Raw genomic sequence first — 14,125 nt, 5'->3', positions numbered from 1 at the left:
TCAGTTGCCTTTCGGACGCGGCGTGGTGGTGGCCTTCTCGATCTGCTTGCAGGTCGCCTGCTCGGGGGTCAGCTCGACCACCCGGTTGACGAAGACGCCGGGCACATGGACGTCGTCGGGTGCGATCTCGCCGGCCTCGACGACCCGCTCTGCCTCGACGATGGTGAGCCTTCCGCTCATCGCGACGGCCGGGTTGAAGTTCTGGGCCGACTTGTTGAAGCGCAGGTTGCCGTGGCGGTCGGCCACGGCGGCGCGGACCAGAGCGACGTCGGCGACGATCGACTCCTCGAGCACCATCTCGCGGCCGTGGAAGGATCGGACCTCCTTGGGTGAGGAGGCCATCGCGATCGAGCCGTCGGGGTGGTAGCGCCAGGGCAGGCCGCCCTCGGCGACCGCGGTGCCGACACCGGTCGGCGTGAAGAACGCGCCGATCCCGGCGCCACCGGCGCGCATTCGCTCGGCCAGGGTGCCCTGCGGGGTCAGCTCGACCTCGAGCTCTCCGGAGAGGTACTGCCGGGCAAACTCCTTGTTCTCCCCCACGTAGGAGGCGATCACCCGACGAATGCGGCGCGCCTCGAGCAGCAGGCCGAGGCCGGCGCCGTCGACGCCGCAGTTGTTGGAGACGATCTCGAGCTCGTCGGCGCCCTGCTCGAGCAGGGCCTCGATCAGGAACCACGGGATGCCGGCCAGGCCGAACCCGCCCACGGCGATCTGGCTGCCGGACCTGATGTCGGCCACTGCCTCGGCGGCCGAGCCGACGACCTTGTCGAGCGGGACACTCATGAGTCTTCTCCTTGCAGGTGGGCGATGATCGCCGGAGTCACGACGGCGGGCTGCTCGTCGTTGGCGAGGTGGGCGGAGTCGGGCACGACGAGCAGGCGACCCTGCTGGACCGCGTCGGCGATGCCCTGCAGGTGCGGGGGTGGCGTCGACGGGTCGTCGGCACCGGCGATCGCCAGTGTGGGCGCGGAGATCTGCTTGATCTCGTCGCGCAGGTCCATCGTGGCGATCGCCTCGCAGCAGGCGGCGTACCCGTCGGCGGGTGTGCCGGCGACCATGGCGCGCGCCTCGGTGACGCGTTCGTGCTCGGAGGCGAGGAAGCCGGGGGAGTACCACCGGTCCACCACCGCCTCGGCGACGGCACCGGTTCCCTCGGCCCGCACCAGCGCGGCACGGTCGGACCAGTTCGAGGCCGGGCCGAGGTACGGCGAGGTGCACAGCACCACGAGCCGGTCGAGGCGCTCGGGGTTGCGGACGGCGAGGCGCATGCCGGTCATGCCGCCCAGGGAGAGACCCACGAAGTGGACCGTGGCGAGGTCGAGTTGGTCGAGCAGCGCGATCACGTCGTCACAGAGGTCGTCGAGATGTGCGGCGCCCTCGAGGACCGCTGACTTCCCGTGGCCGCGGGTGTCGTAGCGCACGACCGTGAAGTGCCGGGAGAGGTCGTCGACGTTGCGGTCCCACATGTGCAGCGTGGAGCCGAGCGAGTTGGAGAGGACGACGGTCGGGGCGCCGGCGGGGCCCGGTGTGATCTCGTGGTGGAGGCTCATCGGACCGCCTCGAAGATCGCGGCCAGGCCCTGCCCGCCTCCGATGCACATCGTCTCCAGGCCGTACGTCGACTCGCGGCGGCGCATCTCGCGCGCCATGGTGGCAAGGATGCGTGCCCCGGTGGCACCGACGGGGTGGCCCATGGAGATGCCGGACCCGTTGACGTTGAGCCGGGGGTCCTGCGCGTCGATGCCCATCTCGCCGAGGCAGGCAAGCACCTGGGAGGCGAACGCCTCGTTGAGCTCGATCAGGTCGAGGTCGGCCAGCGACAGCCCGGCCCGGGAGAGGGCGGCGGCGGTGGCGGGCACCGGGCCGATGCCCATCACCTCGGGGCCGACACCGGCCACGGCCCACGACTTCAGGGTCAGGAACGCGTCGAGGCCGCGGCGGTCGGCCTCCTCGCGCGTCGTGACCACGCACATGGCGGCGCCGTCATTCTGGCCGCTCGCGTTGCCGGCCGTGACCGTCGCGGCGTCGTCGGTGCGGCCCATGATCGGACGCAGGCCGGCGAGGGCCTCGAGGGTGGTGTCGGGGCGGGCGTGCTCATCGACCTCGACGACCGTGTCCGGCTTGCCCCGCTTGCCGGGGATCGTGATCGGAACGATCTCGTCCTTGAAGCGGCCGGCCTCCTGCGCATCGCGCCAGTTGTGCTGCGAGCGCACCGCCAACTCGTCCTGGGCCTCACGGGTGATGCCGTACTCGCGGCGTACGTTCTCGGCGGTCTCGATCATGCCGCCGGGGACCGGGTGCAGCCTGCCGCCGGCGGTGACGCGACCGCGGGCCAGTCGGGACATCAGCTCGACGCCGTCTCCCCTGACGCCCTGACGCAGGCCGAGTGCGTAGTGCTCGGCGCGCGACATCGACTCGGCGCCGCCGGCCACCACGAGGTTCGCGGCACCGGTGGAGACCTGCATCGCGGCGTACAGCACGGCCTGGAGGCCGGAGCCGCAGCGTCGGTCGATCTGCAGGCCGGGGACGCCGGTGCCGAGCCCGGCGTCGAGGGCGGCCACTCGGCCGAGCGCGGGGGCCTCACCGTTGGGGTAGCACTGGCCGAGCACGACGTCGTCGACGTCGCCCTCACCGAGCCCGGTGCGCCGGGTCAGCTCGGTCAGGACGGTGGCGGCGAGTTCGGTGACCTCGACCCCGGCGAGGGCACCGCCGAAGGCACCGACCGGGGTGCGGACGGGTTCACAGATGACGATGTCGCTGCCCGCGATGGGCGTGGTTGCTGGAGGCATGCTCCCAATCTAGGAAGGCAACGCTCCGAGTTCCATAGGTTGGGCATATCCATTCTGGACCTACTCATATGATGGAGATATGGAACTGCGTCATCTCCGCTATTTCGTCGCGGTCGCCGAGGAGCTCCACTTCGGCCGGGCCGCGGAACGCCTGCACATGGCCCAGCCGCCGCTGTCCCAACAGATCCGCCAGCTCGAGGCCGAGCTGGGCGTCGCGCTGTTCACCCGCACCACCCGCCAGGTCGCGCTGACCCCGGCCGGCGCCCGCTATCTCGATCGCACGCGAGCGGTCCTCGCGGCCGTCGAGCAGGCCGGCGTCGAGGCCGCGCGGGTGGACTCCGGGGAGGTCGGCCGGGTCTCGATCGGCTTCATCGGCTCGGCCACCTACTCGCTCCTCCCGCAGCTGGCCAGGGACCTGCGTGCGGCCCTGCCCGACGTCGAGGTCGACGTCAAGGGCGAGATGCTCACGCCGGACCAGGTGGTCGCGCTGCGCGACGGCACGATCGACATCGCGTTGATGCGCACGCCGGTTCCCCACGACGACCTCGAGGTGCTCGTCGTGCGCCGTGAGTCGCTGATCGTCGCGCTGCCCTCGCACCATCCGTTGGCCGAGACCGAGTCGGTGCAGGTCCGGGACCTGCGTGACGAACCGTTCGTCACCTATCCGTCCGAGCACCGCTCCGTGCTCCACGACACCGTGCTCGCACTCTGTCAGCGCGCGGGCTTCAGCCCCCGCAAGGGTGTGCAGGTGGCCGAGACCTCGACACTGGTGGTCTTCGTCGCTGCCGGCCTCGGGGTCGCGTTGGTGCCGGAGTCAGTCAGTGCCCTGCAGCTGTCGGGTGTGACCTTCCGACCGTTGGCCGAGACCGCCACGGTGGAGCTGGCGATCGGCTGGCACCCCGGTCGTCGTACGCCGGCTGTTGACCGGGTGCTGGAGCAGCTGCGCAGCTCCCTGACCGAGGGGGATGGCAGCGGCTGACGGTCCTCGGGCCGGTTTCAGCTGAACGTGTTGCGCGCCCCGAGGGCCAGGACCCGGGGCCGGTCGCCCAGGACGGCCAGGTCGCTGCCGATGTCGAGGGCGATCTCTCGCAGGATCGGTAGCACGTCGCGTGCGACCTCCTCGGGAGTCTGTCGTGCCCGGGAGGTCGAGTAGGCGATGGCTGCGATCACGGCACCCTTGGCGTCCCTGACCGGTGCCGAGGCCGAGAGGAAGCCTTCCTCCAGCTCACCGTCGACGATGGCGAACCCGTCGACCCGCACCTGGTGCAGGATGTCGCGGAAGTTGATCGGGTCGGTGACGGTGCGACTGGTCAGAGCGGGGAGTCCGCCCTCGTTGATGATGCGGTCGACCTCGTCGGCGCCGCCGAACGCGGCCAGCACTCGTCCCATCGCCGTGGCGTGCGCGGGCAGTCGGGTGCCGATGTCGACGTTCAGGCTCAACACCCGCCGGGCGTGCACGCGCGCGATGTAGATCACGTCGATGCCGTCCAGCTGGGCCAGTGAGGCCGATTCGCCGGTGCGCTCGGCCAGCCGCAGCAGGTGCGGCTGGGTCACCTCGATGATGCTGTTGGTGGCGGCGAAGTGCTGCCCGATCGTGAGTACGCGAGGCGTGAGCATCCACCGCTGGCCCGAGACCTTGACATAGCCCAGGTGTTGGAGGGTCAGCAGGATGCGGCGTACCGCCGGACGTGAGAGTCCCGTGCGCTCGGCCACCTCGGTCGCCGTGGGCGAGGGCGACTCCTCGTCGAACGCGAGCAGCACGGCGAAGCCGCGTTCGATGCTCTGGATGCGGTCGCGGTCAAGTCCCGCCTCGGGTGAGTCATTCATAGGTGGATCCTCCCAATCCTGCGCAACTGGGTATCGAAACGGGTGGTTCCACCCGTTGACGAACTCCTGTGACGTGGGCCACTGTCGTGTTGAACGCACAGCGTGCAAATCGTACGCACAGCGTACACCAGGAGGTCGGCACAGATGGAACCCCGCGAACTGCGAAACGCCTTCGGTCGATTTGCGACCGGAGTCACCGTCGTGACCTGTCGCAACGAGGACGAGGAGCCGCACGGCGCCACCGTCAACGCCTTCACCGCCGTCTCCTTGGAGCCGGCGCTGGCCCAGGTGACCCTCGGACGAACCTCCAAGGCGTGCCAGTTCCTGGACGGCCAGTCCTTCGCCATCAACGTGCTGGCCCACGACCAGCTCGACGTTGCCTGGCACTTCGCCGGGCGTCCCGCCGGGCAGCCGCCGGTCTGGGTGGACGGGCCGACCGCGCCCCTCCTCGCCGGTGCGGCCACCACGATCTCGTGCCGCCCCTGGCGCACCTATGACGGCGGTGACCACCTCATCGTCATCGGTGAGGTCGAGGCCGTCGAGACCTCCGACCGGAACCCCCTGCTGTTCTTCGGCGGCCAGTTCCGCTACCTCAGCCCCCAGCACGATGCCGCACCCGGCATGCACTGGGGCGGCTCGATCGACTGCCCCACCAGTGGCTGGTTCGACGCCGACAGCTTCCGCCCCCTCGCCGAATCCACCCACGCCTGACTGACCTGGCCGGCTCGCCGGCCACGACACGGCACGACGCACCACACCTCTGAAGGAGAAGCAGATGACCCAGACAGCAGACAGCACCGAGACCGCTGAGAACACGCAGGGCATCGAGGGCCTCAAGGCCCCCGAGGGGGCCACCGCGACCCAGCCGATGAACGGCGCCGAATACATGGACTCACTCAAGGACGACCGTGAGATCTGGATCTACGGCGAGCGGGTCAAGGACGTCACCGAGCACCCGGCCTTCCGCAACCCGATCCGGATGACGGCCCGGCTCTACGACTCGCTGCACGACGAGCAGCTCAAGAAGGACCTGTGGGTGCCCACCGACACCGGCAACGGCGGCTGGACCCACCCGTTCTTCAAGACCCCCAAGAACAGTGCGGACCTGCAGGCCGACCGCAAGGCCATCGAGCACTGGTCCCGCCAGACCTGGGGTTGGATGGGCCGTTCCCCCGACTACAAGGGCAGCTTCCTGGGCACCCTCGGCGGCAACTCGGAGTTCTACTCGCCCTACCAGGAGAACGCGAAGCGCTGGTACAAGGAGAGCCAGGAGAAGGTCCTCTACTGGAACCACGCGATCATCAACCCGCCGGTCGACCGCAACCTGCCGCCGGACGAGGTCGGCGACGTGTTCATGAAGGTCGAGAAGGAGACCGACGCCGGCGTCATCGTCTCGGGCGCCAAGGTCGTCGCGACCGGCTCGGCGATCACCAACTACAACTTCATCGCGCACTACGGACTCCCGATCCGCAAGAAGGAGTACGCCCTGGTCTGCACCGTCCCGATGGACGCGCCCGGCGTCAAGCTGATCTGCCGCCCGTCGTACGGCATGCAGGCCGACAGCCTCGGCAGCCCGTTCGACTACCCGCTCTCGAGCCGGATGGACGAGAACGACACCATCTTCGTCTTCGACAAGGTGCTGGTCCCCTGGGAGAACATCTTCGTCTACGGCGACGTGGACAAGATCAACGGCTTCGCGATGCAGACCGGCTTCTTCCACCGCTTCACCTTCCACGGCTGCATCCGCCTGGCCACGAAGCTGGAGTTCATCGCCGGCCTGCTGCTCAAGGCACTGGAGGCAACCGGCACCAAGGACTTCCGCGGCGTGCAGACCCGGGTCGGTGAGGTGATCGGCTACCGCAACACCTTCCGGGCGCTGGCGGACGCGATGGTCGCCAATCCCGACGAGGGACCGGGCGGCATGGCGCTGCCCAAGCTCGACTACGGCATGGTCTACCGCCAGCTGATGATCCAGATGTACCCCCGGGTCAAGGAGATCATCATGCAGGATGTCGCCTCCGGCCTGATCTACCTCAACTCCAACGCGATCGACTTCAAGACCCCGGAGGTCCGGCCCTACCTCGACAAGTACGTCCGCGGCTCCAACGGCTACGACGCGGTCGACCGCACCAAGCTCATGAAGGCACTCTGGGACGCCGTCGGCACCGAGTTCGGTGGCCGTCACGAGCTCTACGAGCGCAACTACTCGGGCAACCACGAGAACGTGAAGGCCGAGATCCTCTTCGCCGCCGAGGCGCAGGGGGAGACCGAGAAGATGACCGGCTTCGCCGACTCCTTCCTCTCCGAGTACGACCTCGACGGCTGGACCGTGCCCGACCTGGTCAACCCCACCGACGTCAGCCAGATCCTCAACCGCAAGTGAAGGAAGCAGTCATGACCTCTCTCCAGGAATCACCCACCGCCGCCGGCTCGGGCGCGAACGCGAGTGAGAACTTCAAGGCTGCCGCCGCCAACCAGGACCTCGCCGACACCCCGCCCGAGCGGGTCGCGGCGATCGTCACCGCCGTCCTCAAGGGCGTCCACACCGCCATCGAGGAGTACGACGTCACCTATCCCGAGTTCCAGGCGGCCAAGGCCTGGCTGATGGCCGTCGGTGAGGGTGGCGAGTGGCCCCTCTTCATGGACGTGTTCGTCGAGCACGCCGTCGAGGCCCAGGTCGCCCGCTCCCAGCACGGCACCAAGGGCTCCATCCTCGGCCCGTACTTCCTGCCCGACCAGGTGCGGTTGCCGGCGAGGGCCGGGCTGCCCCGCCGGGCCGACGAGCAGGGCACCCCGCTGGCGCTGTCCGGCCAGGTCCGCGACGTGAACGGAACGCCGCTGGCCGGTGCCGAGGTCGACATCTGGCACGCGGACGCCGACGGCTACTACTCCGGCTTCGCGCCGCACGTCCCCGACGGCAACCTGCGTGGCATCTTCGTCACCGACGACGAGGGCAGGTTCGAGATCTCCACGATCCAGCCCGCGCCCTACCAGATCCCCCACGACGGGCCGACCGGCCAGCTGATCGAGGCGTCCGGCTGGCACCCGTGGCGTCCGGCGCACCTGCACATCCAGGTGCGCGCCGAGGGTCATCGTCCGGTCACCACCCAGATCTACTTCGCCGGTGGTGAGTACCTCGAGTCCGACGTCGCCGAGGCGACCAAGCCCGAGCTGGTCATCGACCCTCAGGACGACGGCACCGGCGTGCGCCGCTCGACCTACGACTTCGAGCTGGAGTCCGACTGAGCCTGAACCGCCGATCGACGGATTCAGGCAAAGACACCCACTGACACCCGCGGGGCCGGCACTCACCCCGCCCGGCCTCGCGGGTTTCCAACTTCGATGAAGGTGAGCACCATGAGCGGTCGCGTATGGCACGACTGGCCCTCCCGGGACGAGATCGACCCGCACGGCTCGGTCGTCACGATGGGTTTCTTCGACGGATTCCACCGTGGGCACCAGGCACTCGCCCGCCGAGCGGTCGACCATGGAGCACGGATGCGGCTGCCGACGCTGTTGGTCACCTTCGATCCGCACCCGATGCTGGTCACCTGCCCCGAGCGCGCACCCCGCGTGCTGCTCGGCGTCGATGAGCGGGTGGAGCTGGCCCTTGACCAGGGCATCGACGGTGTCGTCGTGCTTCCCTTCACCCGTGCCACGGCCGCCATCTCGGCCGAGGACTTCGTGACCGAGGGGCTGGTCGGTCGGCTGGGCCTGCGTTCTCTGGTCGTGGGGTCCAACTTGCGGTGCGGGCGTGGCGGGCACGGCGACGTCGACTACCTGGTCGAGGCCGGTGCCTGGCACGGCTTCCGTGTCGACGCGCTCGACCTGGTCCGCGTGGGGGAGCGCACCTGTTCCTCCACCGAGGTACGCCGGCTCCTGGCCGACGGAGACACCGATGCCGCCGCGCAGCTGCTGGGCCGGCACGACCCCCGACTCCTCCGCGTTGCGGTCTGAGCGATGCTGGATGCCGTGACCACCCGCCACGTCTTCGCGGTCGACGACCCCGACGTCAACCCCTACCGCCTGCTGACCGCGCTCGTCGTACCCCGTCCGATCGCGTGGGTCTCCACGCTGTCCGGCGACGGCGTCCTCAACCTCGCCCCGCACTCGTTCTTCACCGTCGCCAGCAACCGCCCCCCGGTCGTCCAGTTCACCTCGGTCGGGGTCAAGGACACGCTGCGCAACGTGCTGGCCACCGGCGAGTTCGTGGTGAACCTGGCCAGCCTGCCGCAGATGGACGCGGTCAACCGGACCAGTGCGCCCTACGACGCCGACGTCGACGAGGCCGCGGCCGTTGGCGTCGCCATGGAGCCCAGCGAGCAGGTGGCACCGCCCCGCGTGGCCGAGGCGCCGGCGTCCATCGAGTGCGTCCTGCACAGCACGATCGAGGTCGGCACCTGCACCCTCGTGCTCGGCCGGGTCGTGGCGGTCACGGTCCGCGACGAGGCGCTGGTCGACGGCTCACCGGCAATGGCCGGACTGCAGCCCGTGTCCCGCCTGGGCGGGGCCGAGTGGGGACTGCCACCCGAGGTGGTCACCCTCGAGAGGCCCCTGCAACCGCCGTCCTAGCAACCCACCGGCGACCCCTCAGTGACCCAGATCTCGCGCGTAGGGTGACCGCCGTGCTCAACGGGATGATGTGGCTGCTCGGTTGCCAGCTCGTCGGTGAGGTGCTGGTGCGTTCGCTCGACCTGCCGGTTCCCGGCCCGGTCGTCGGGATGGTGATTCTCTTCGCGCTGCTCCAGTGGCGGCGCCCCGAGACGGGCGCGGGCCTGCTCCGGATCTCCGACCGCATGCTGCGCCACCTGCAGCTGCTCTTCATCCCGCCGGGTGTCGGGATCGTGGCCTACCTCGGCGCGGTGCGGAACGACGCCGTGCCGATCACCGGCGCGCTGCTGGTCTCGTGGCTGGCCGGTCTGGTCGCCGTGGCGCTGCTGGTCGTCCTCCTCACCCGGCGCAGGAGTGCGTCGTGAGCGAGACCATGGACTACCTGCGTTCCTCGCCCCTCCTGGGCGTCTTCCTGACCCTGGCCGGCTACCGGGTCGGTCTCGAGATGAAGCGACTCTCCCGCAACCACCCGCTGGCCCAGCCCGTGCTGGTGGCCATCGTGGTCATCGGTGTGGCCATGTGGCTGCTCGACATCGAGTACGACGAGTACCTGGTCGGCGGGTCCGTCATCGCCTTCTTCCTCGGCCCGGCCACGGTCGCCCTCGCCGTACCGCTCCACCGCCAGGCACACCACCTCAAGGAGTTGGCGGTCCCGATGCTGATCGCCATCCCGGTGGGGGCGTTCGTCTCCATCGCCACCGGTGTCCTCATGGTTCGTGTGCTGGGCGGTGGCGATGTCCTGGAGCGCACCATGGCGGCGAAGTCGACGACGACGCCGATCGCGATCGCGGTCACCGACCACGCCGGCGGCAACCCGTCGATGGTGGCCGTCCTCACCATCGTGGTCGGCATGCTCGGCGCCGTCCTCGGCCCCACGGTGCTGACCCTGCTGCACATCCGTGACCGCCGCGCCCGTGGCCTCGCCCTGGGCGCTGTCTCGCACGGCATCGGCACCTCACGTGCCCTGCAGGAGGACCCGACCGAGGGGGCCTTCTCCGGACTGTCGATGGGTCTCACCGCGCTGGCCACCAGCCTGCTCGTTCCGTTGCTGATCCACCTGCTGGGATGAGCCGCAACCGGGCGGTAACTTGTGGCTCATGACACATGTGCACGCCTTCAGTGACGACGCCCTCGGTGACCACGACGCGGTGGGCCTGGTCGAGGCCATCCAGTCCGGCCTGGTCACGGTTCCCGAGGTGGTCGAGGCCGCCATCGGGCGCATCGAGAAGGTCAACCCCGAGCTGAACGGTCTCGCCTACGCCGCCTTCGACCGGGCCCGCGTCGAGGCGAGGACGCCGCAGGGCGGCTACTTCTGCGGCGTCCCCACCCTGGTGAAGGACAACTGCGATGCCGAGGGCATGCCCACGCAGCAGGGCTCCGACGCCTACGTCGCCAGGCCCGCCCGCAAGGACGGCGACTTCGCGCGCATGTTCAAGGCCACCGGCGTGATCCCGCTCGGGAAGTCCCAGCTGTCCGAGTGGGGCTTCAGCGGCTCGGCCGAGCATCCGCGCATCGGCCCGGTCCGCAACCCCTGGGACACGACGCGTACGGCGGGGGCGTCCTCCGCCGGGTCTGCGGCACTCGTGGCCTCGGGCGCCCTGCCGATCGCGCACGCCAACGACGGTGGTGGCTCGATCCGCATCCCCGCGTCGGTGAACGGCCTGGTCGGCCTGAAACCGACCCGCACCCGGATCGCCCAGGACAAGCTGATGCGAGACATGCCGGTGCGCATCGTCGCCGACGGTGTCGTCACCCGCTCGGTGCGCGACACCGCCGCGTTCTTCCGTGAGGCCGAGAAGGTCTACCGCAACCTCAAGCTCGCCCCGATCGGCGACATCACCCACCCGGGTCGCAAGCGGCTCAGGATCGCCGTCACGACCGAGTCGGTGGGACGCGCGGCAGGCCCCGAGGTCTCGGAGCTGACCTTGAAGACCGCGGCCGCCCTGGAGGAGCTCGGCCACCACGTCGAACAGATCGAGCCGCCGGTGCCGGCGTACTTCGTCGACGACTTCCTGCTCTACTGGTCGCTGCTCAGCGAGTTCATCGTGCGCACCGGACGGTTGGCCCACGGCAAGTCGTGGGACCCCTCGCGACTCGACAACCTGACCCTGGGCCTGGCTCGGCACGCGCGCCGCAACGCCCACCGGCTGCCCCTGGCGACGGCGCGCATCGGGGCGTCCAAGCGCATCTCCGCCCGCTTCTTCCGGGACTACGACGTGGTGCTCACACCCACGCTGGCGACCGAGACCCCCGAGGTCGGCCACCTCGACCCCACTGCGGACTACGAGCAGATCATCGAGCGGCTGATGGAGTGGGTGGCCTTCACCCCGTTGCAGAACGCGACCGGTGATCCGGCGATCTCGCTCCCGCTGGCGACCACCGCGTCGGGCCTTCCTCAGGGCATGATGTTCGGCGCTGCAGCGGGTCGCGAAGCGAGTCTTCTCGAGCTCGCCTACGAGCTCGAGGAGGCCCATCCGTTCGCCCGGATTCAGGTGTGAGCAGGGCCTCTGGCACCCGATTTCATGATCGCCCGACCGTCTGTGTATTCTTCACTGTCGTTGCGCCCCTTTAGCTCAGTCGGCAGAGCGTCTCCATGGTAAGGAGAAGGTCTACGGTTCGATTCCGTAAAGGGGCTCTGGGTGTGGGGTCCCGCCGGTTCGCGCCGGCGGGCCACCCTGTCCCCGTGGCGGGGTAGCTCAGGTGGTTAGAGCACACGACTCATAATCGTGGTGTCGCGGGTTCGAGTCCCGCTCCCGCTACACAGACGTTCGACCGAGCAACACCAGCACCACCCTGCAGTACCTATCCAGCGAAGGACTTCCCGTGGCCAGCAAGAGCTCTGACGTTCGCCCCAAGATCACGCTTGCCTGCGTGGACTGCAAGGAGCGGAACTACATCACCAAGAAGAATCGTCGGAACGACCCCGACCGCATGGAGATGAAGAAGTTCTGCCCGCGCTGCCGCACGCACACCGCGCACCGCGAGACCCGCTGAGCGAGTCTCCACCCACGTCCGTCGAGGACGACGCCCGTCATGGGTGTCGTCCTCGACGCCATTTCACGGACCGATAGGTTGGACGCATGCCGATCGACCAGTCCCTGGTGGGCCGTGAGTTCCCACCCACCGCGCCGTACGCCGTGACCGCCGGCAAGCTGCGGGAGTTCGCCGACGCGACCGGGGCGTCGTACGACGAACGCACCGCGCCGCCCACCTTCCCGATCATCGTGGCCTTCCATGCGATGAACGACTTCCTTGCCGACGTGCAGGTCGACCTGTTCCGGATCGTGCACGGCGAGCAGCGCTTCGCCTACGAGAGGCCGGTCGTAGCCGGCGACGTGCTCACCGCGAGCCTGACCGTCGACACCCTGCGCCAGATCGGCGGCAACGACATCATCGGCACCTCGAGCCGCATCACCGACGCCGACGGGGCGCTGGTCTGCACCACCAAGGCGACGCTGATCCACCGGGGTGAGAGCGCATGAACGACTACCCGACCCGCGAGTTCCGCATCACGCGCGCCGACCTGGTCCGCTACGCCGGCGCCAGTGGCGACTTCAACCCGATCCACTGGAGCGAGCGGGTGGCGACCTCCGTCGGCCTGCCCGGAGTGATCGCCCACGGCATGTTCACGATGGCGCTGGCCGCCCGCGCCGTCGAGGAGTGGGCCGGCGGCCCCGGCAAGGTCGTCGAGTTCGGCTGCAAGTTCACCAAGCCCGTCGTGGTCCCCGATGACGACGACGGCGTGGTGGTCCGGGTGGCCGGCAGGGTCACCGGTGCGGCCGACGGGCTCACCACGATCGCGCTCGAGGTCACCTGCGGCGACGAGAAGGTGCTCGGGGCCCCCAAGGCAGTCATTCGTGGCTGAACGCCTGGCCGACCTGACCACACTGAGGCTCGGTGGCCCGATCGGCTCCTACGTCGAGGCGCGCACCGAGGACGAGCTGATCTCCGCCGTCAGCGACGCGGACGGCCGTGGTGAGCCGGTCCTGCTGGTGGCCGGCGGCAGCAACCTGGTCGTCTCCGACGACGGGTTTCCGGGCGCCGTGGTCCGCATCGCCACGCGTGGCCTCGCGGCCGGGGTCGACGAGCACGGCGAGAGCCCGACCGGTGGCGTCACCGTGAGCGTGGCCGCCGGCGAGAACTGGGACGACCTGGTTGCCCGTGCGGTGGCCAGTGGCTGGGTGGGCGTCGAGGCGCTCTCCGGCATCCCAGGCTCCGTGGGAGCCACCCCGATCCAGAACGTCGGCGCCTACGGGCAGGAGGTCGCCGAGACGATCAGCTCCGTCCGGGTGTGGGACCGCCGGCTGCGCGGCGTGCGCACCTTCGCCAACGCCGACTGCGGCTTCGCCTACCGACACAGCCGCTTCAAGGCCGACCCCGGGCGGCACGTCGTGCTCGAGGTGACCTTCCAGTTCCTCCCCGGTGATCTCGGTGCGCCGGTGAAGTACGCCGAGCTCGCCCGCACCCTCGGCGTCGAGCAGGGCGAGCGGGCTCCGCTGGCCGACGTACGCCGCACGGTGCTGGGGCTGCGCGCCGGCAAGGGGATGGTGCTCGACGCGGACGACCACGACACGTGGAGCGCCGGCTCGTTCTTCACCAACCCGTTCCTGACCCCCGAGCAGGCACACGCGCTGCCCGACAGCGCGCCTCGGTTCCCGCAGCCCGACGGCACGGTGAAGACGAGTGCGGCCTGGCTGATCGAGCATGCCGGGTTCACCAAGGGCCACGGCAACGAACGGGTGAGCCTCTCGACGAAGCACACGCTGGCGCTCACCAATCGGGGGAGTGCGTCCACCGACGACCTGTTGGCTCTGGCCCGCGAGGTGCGCGACGGCGTCGAGGCCCGCTTCGGCGTGCGGCTGGTCAACGAGCCGGTGATGGTCGGCTGCGGGCTGTGAG

At 69.5% G+C, this 14,125-nt stretch carries 17 protein-coding genes and 2 tRNA genes; 15 read left to right on the top strand and 4 right to left on the bottom strand.

Annotation, left to right across the window (positions count from 1 at the left end; translation table 11 throughout):
• From NJ4_RS12225 to NJ4_RS12215, 3 genes are read right to left on the bottom strand one after another with little or no spacing between them, the layout of a single operon-like run.
• Positions 1 to 783, bottom strand: a complete 783-nt coding sequence (locus tag NJ4_RS12225; RefSeq protein ID WP_067435130.1) for a CoA transferase subunit A — start codon at positions 781 to 783, stop codon at positions 1 to 3.
• Positions 780 to 1,550, bottom strand: a complete 771-nt coding sequence (pcaD, locus tag NJ4_RS12220; protein WP_067435127.1) for a 3-oxoadipate enol-lactonase — start codon at positions 1,548 to 1,550, stop codon at positions 780 to 782. Before pcaD ends, NJ4_RS12225 begins: the two co-directional genes overlap by 4 nt.
• Complete coding sequence (locus tag NJ4_RS12215; RefSeq protein ID WP_067435124.1) at positions 1,547 to 2,788, bottom strand: acetyl-CoA C-acetyltransferase; 1,242 nt, start codon at positions 2,786 to 2,788, stop codon at positions 1,547 to 1,549. Before NJ4_RS12215 ends, pcaD begins: the two co-directional genes overlap by 4 nt.
• A 79-nt stretch (positions 2,789 to 2,867) precedes the next feature.
• Here NJ4_RS12215 and NJ4_RS12210 point away from each other — a divergent pair, with 79 nt between their 5' ends.
• A complete protein-coding gene (locus NJ4_RS12210; protein ID WP_067435120.1) occupies positions 2,868 to 3,767 on the top strand; it encodes a LysR substrate-binding domain-containing protein in 900 nt (299 codons plus the stop codon).
• A 17-nt stretch (positions 3,768 to 3,784) separates the two neighbouring features.
• On the opposite strand, the gene NJ4_RS12205 is transcribed toward NJ4_RS12210, so the two are convergent.
• A complete protein-coding gene (locus tag NJ4_RS12205; protein ID WP_067435116.1) occupies positions 3,785 to 4,615 on the bottom strand; it encodes an IclR family transcriptional regulator domain-containing protein in 831 nt (276 codons plus the stop codon).
• Between the two features lie 144 nt (positions 4,616 to 4,759).
• Between NJ4_RS12205 and NJ4_RS12200 the strand changes: the two genes are divergently transcribed.
• The 14 genes from NJ4_RS12200 to NJ4_RS12135 all read left to right on the top strand — a co-directional run bounded on the left by NJ4_RS12200 (position 4,760) and on the right by NJ4_RS12135 (position 14,124).
• Positions 4,760 to 5,326, top strand: a complete 567-nt coding sequence (locus NJ4_RS12200; protein ID WP_067435113.1) for a flavin reductase family protein — start codon at positions 4,760 to 4,762, stop codon at positions 5,324 to 5,326.
• 64 nt (positions 5,327 to 5,390) lie between these two features.
• Positions 5,391 to 6,998, top strand: a complete 1,608-nt coding sequence (locus NJ4_RS12195; protein ID WP_067435110.1) for a 4-hydroxyphenylacetate 3-hydroxylase family protein — start codon at positions 5,391 to 5,393, stop codon at positions 6,996 to 6,998.
• Between the two features lie 11 nt (positions 6,999 to 7,009).
• The gene (locus NJ4_RS12190; RefSeq protein ID WP_067435107.1) at positions 7,010 to 7,861 is read left to right on the top strand and encodes a dioxygenase family protein; all 852 of its coding nucleotides are present in this window, start codon (positions 7,010 to 7,012) and stop codon (positions 7,859 to 7,861) included.
• A 111-nt stretch (positions 7,862 to 7,972) separates the two neighbouring features.
• Positions 7,973 to 8,572 (top strand): hypothetical protein, encoded by a 600-nt coding sequence (locus tag NJ4_RS12185; protein WP_067435104.1) that lies wholly within the window; start codon positions 7,973 to 7,975, stop codon positions 8,570 to 8,572.
• Between the two features lie 15 nt (positions 8,573 to 8,587).
• Entirely contained in the window at positions 8,588 to 9,187 is a 600-nt protein-coding gene (locus tag NJ4_RS12180; RefSeq protein WP_217996848.1) for a flavin reductase family protein, read from the top strand.
• Positions 9,188 to 9,240: 53 nt separating this feature from the next.
• Complete coding sequence (locus tag NJ4_RS12175) at positions 9,241 to 9,591, top strand: CidA/LrgA family protein (protein WP_067435099.1); 351 nt, start codon at positions 9,241 to 9,243, stop codon at positions 9,589 to 9,591.
• A complete protein-coding gene (locus NJ4_RS12170; protein ID WP_245644546.1) occupies positions 9,588 to 10,295 on the top strand; it encodes an LrgB family protein in 708 nt (235 codons plus the stop codon). Before NJ4_RS12175 ends, NJ4_RS12170 begins: the two co-directional genes overlap by 4 nt.
• A gap of 28 nt (positions 10,296 to 10,323) precedes the next feature.
• The gene (locus NJ4_RS12165) at positions 10,324 to 11,724 is read left to right on the top strand and encodes an amidase (RefSeq protein ID WP_067435096.1); all 1,401 of its coding nucleotides are present in this window, start codon (positions 10,324 to 10,326) and stop codon (positions 11,722 to 11,724) included.
• 64 nt (positions 11,725 to 11,788) lie between these two features.
• Positions 11,789 to 11,861 (top strand) — tRNA-Thr (locus NJ4_RS12160).
• A gap of 50 nt (positions 11,862 to 11,911) precedes the next feature.
• A tRNA-Met gene (locus NJ4_RS12155) sits at positions 11,912 to 11,985 on the top strand.
• A gap of 64 nt (positions 11,986 to 12,049) precedes the next feature.
• Entirely contained in the window at positions 12,050 to 12,220 is a 171-nt protein-coding gene (gene rpmG / locus NJ4_RS12150) for a 50S ribosomal protein L33 (RefSeq protein ID WP_056682466.1), read from the top strand.
• Positions 12,221 to 12,306: 86 nt separating this feature from the next.
• The gene (locus tag NJ4_RS12145; RefSeq protein WP_067435093.1) at positions 12,307 to 12,708 is read left to right on the top strand and encodes an FAS1-like dehydratase domain-containing protein; all 402 of its coding nucleotides are present in this window, start codon (positions 12,307 to 12,309) and stop codon (positions 12,706 to 12,708) included.
• Positions 12,705 to 13,091, top strand: a complete 387-nt coding sequence (locus NJ4_RS12140; RefSeq protein ID WP_067435090.1) for a MaoC/PaaZ C-terminal domain-containing protein — start codon at positions 12,705 to 12,707, stop codon at positions 13,089 to 13,091. Before NJ4_RS12145 ends, NJ4_RS12140 begins: the two co-directional genes overlap by 4 nt.
• Positions 13,084 to 14,124 carry a UDP-N-acetylmuramate dehydrogenase gene (locus NJ4_RS12135; protein ID WP_067435087.1) on the top strand — a complete coding sequence of 347 codons (1,041 nt, stop codon included), beginning with the start codon at positions 13,084 to 13,086 and terminating at the stop codon, positions 14,122 to 14,124. Before NJ4_RS12140 ends, NJ4_RS12135 begins: the two co-directional genes overlap by 8 nt.
• Position 14,125: the final 1 nt, after the last annotated feature.

Origin of the sequence: Nocardioides jensenii JCM 1364 = NBRC 14755, from assembly GCF_001552535.1 — a bacterium.
In the GTDB taxonomy this organism is placed as follows: domain Bacteria; phylum Actinomycetota; class Actinomycetes; order Propionibacteriales; family Nocardioidaceae; genus Nocardioides; species Nocardioides jensenii.
This window is presented reverse-complemented; position numbering and strand designations above follow the sequence as displayed.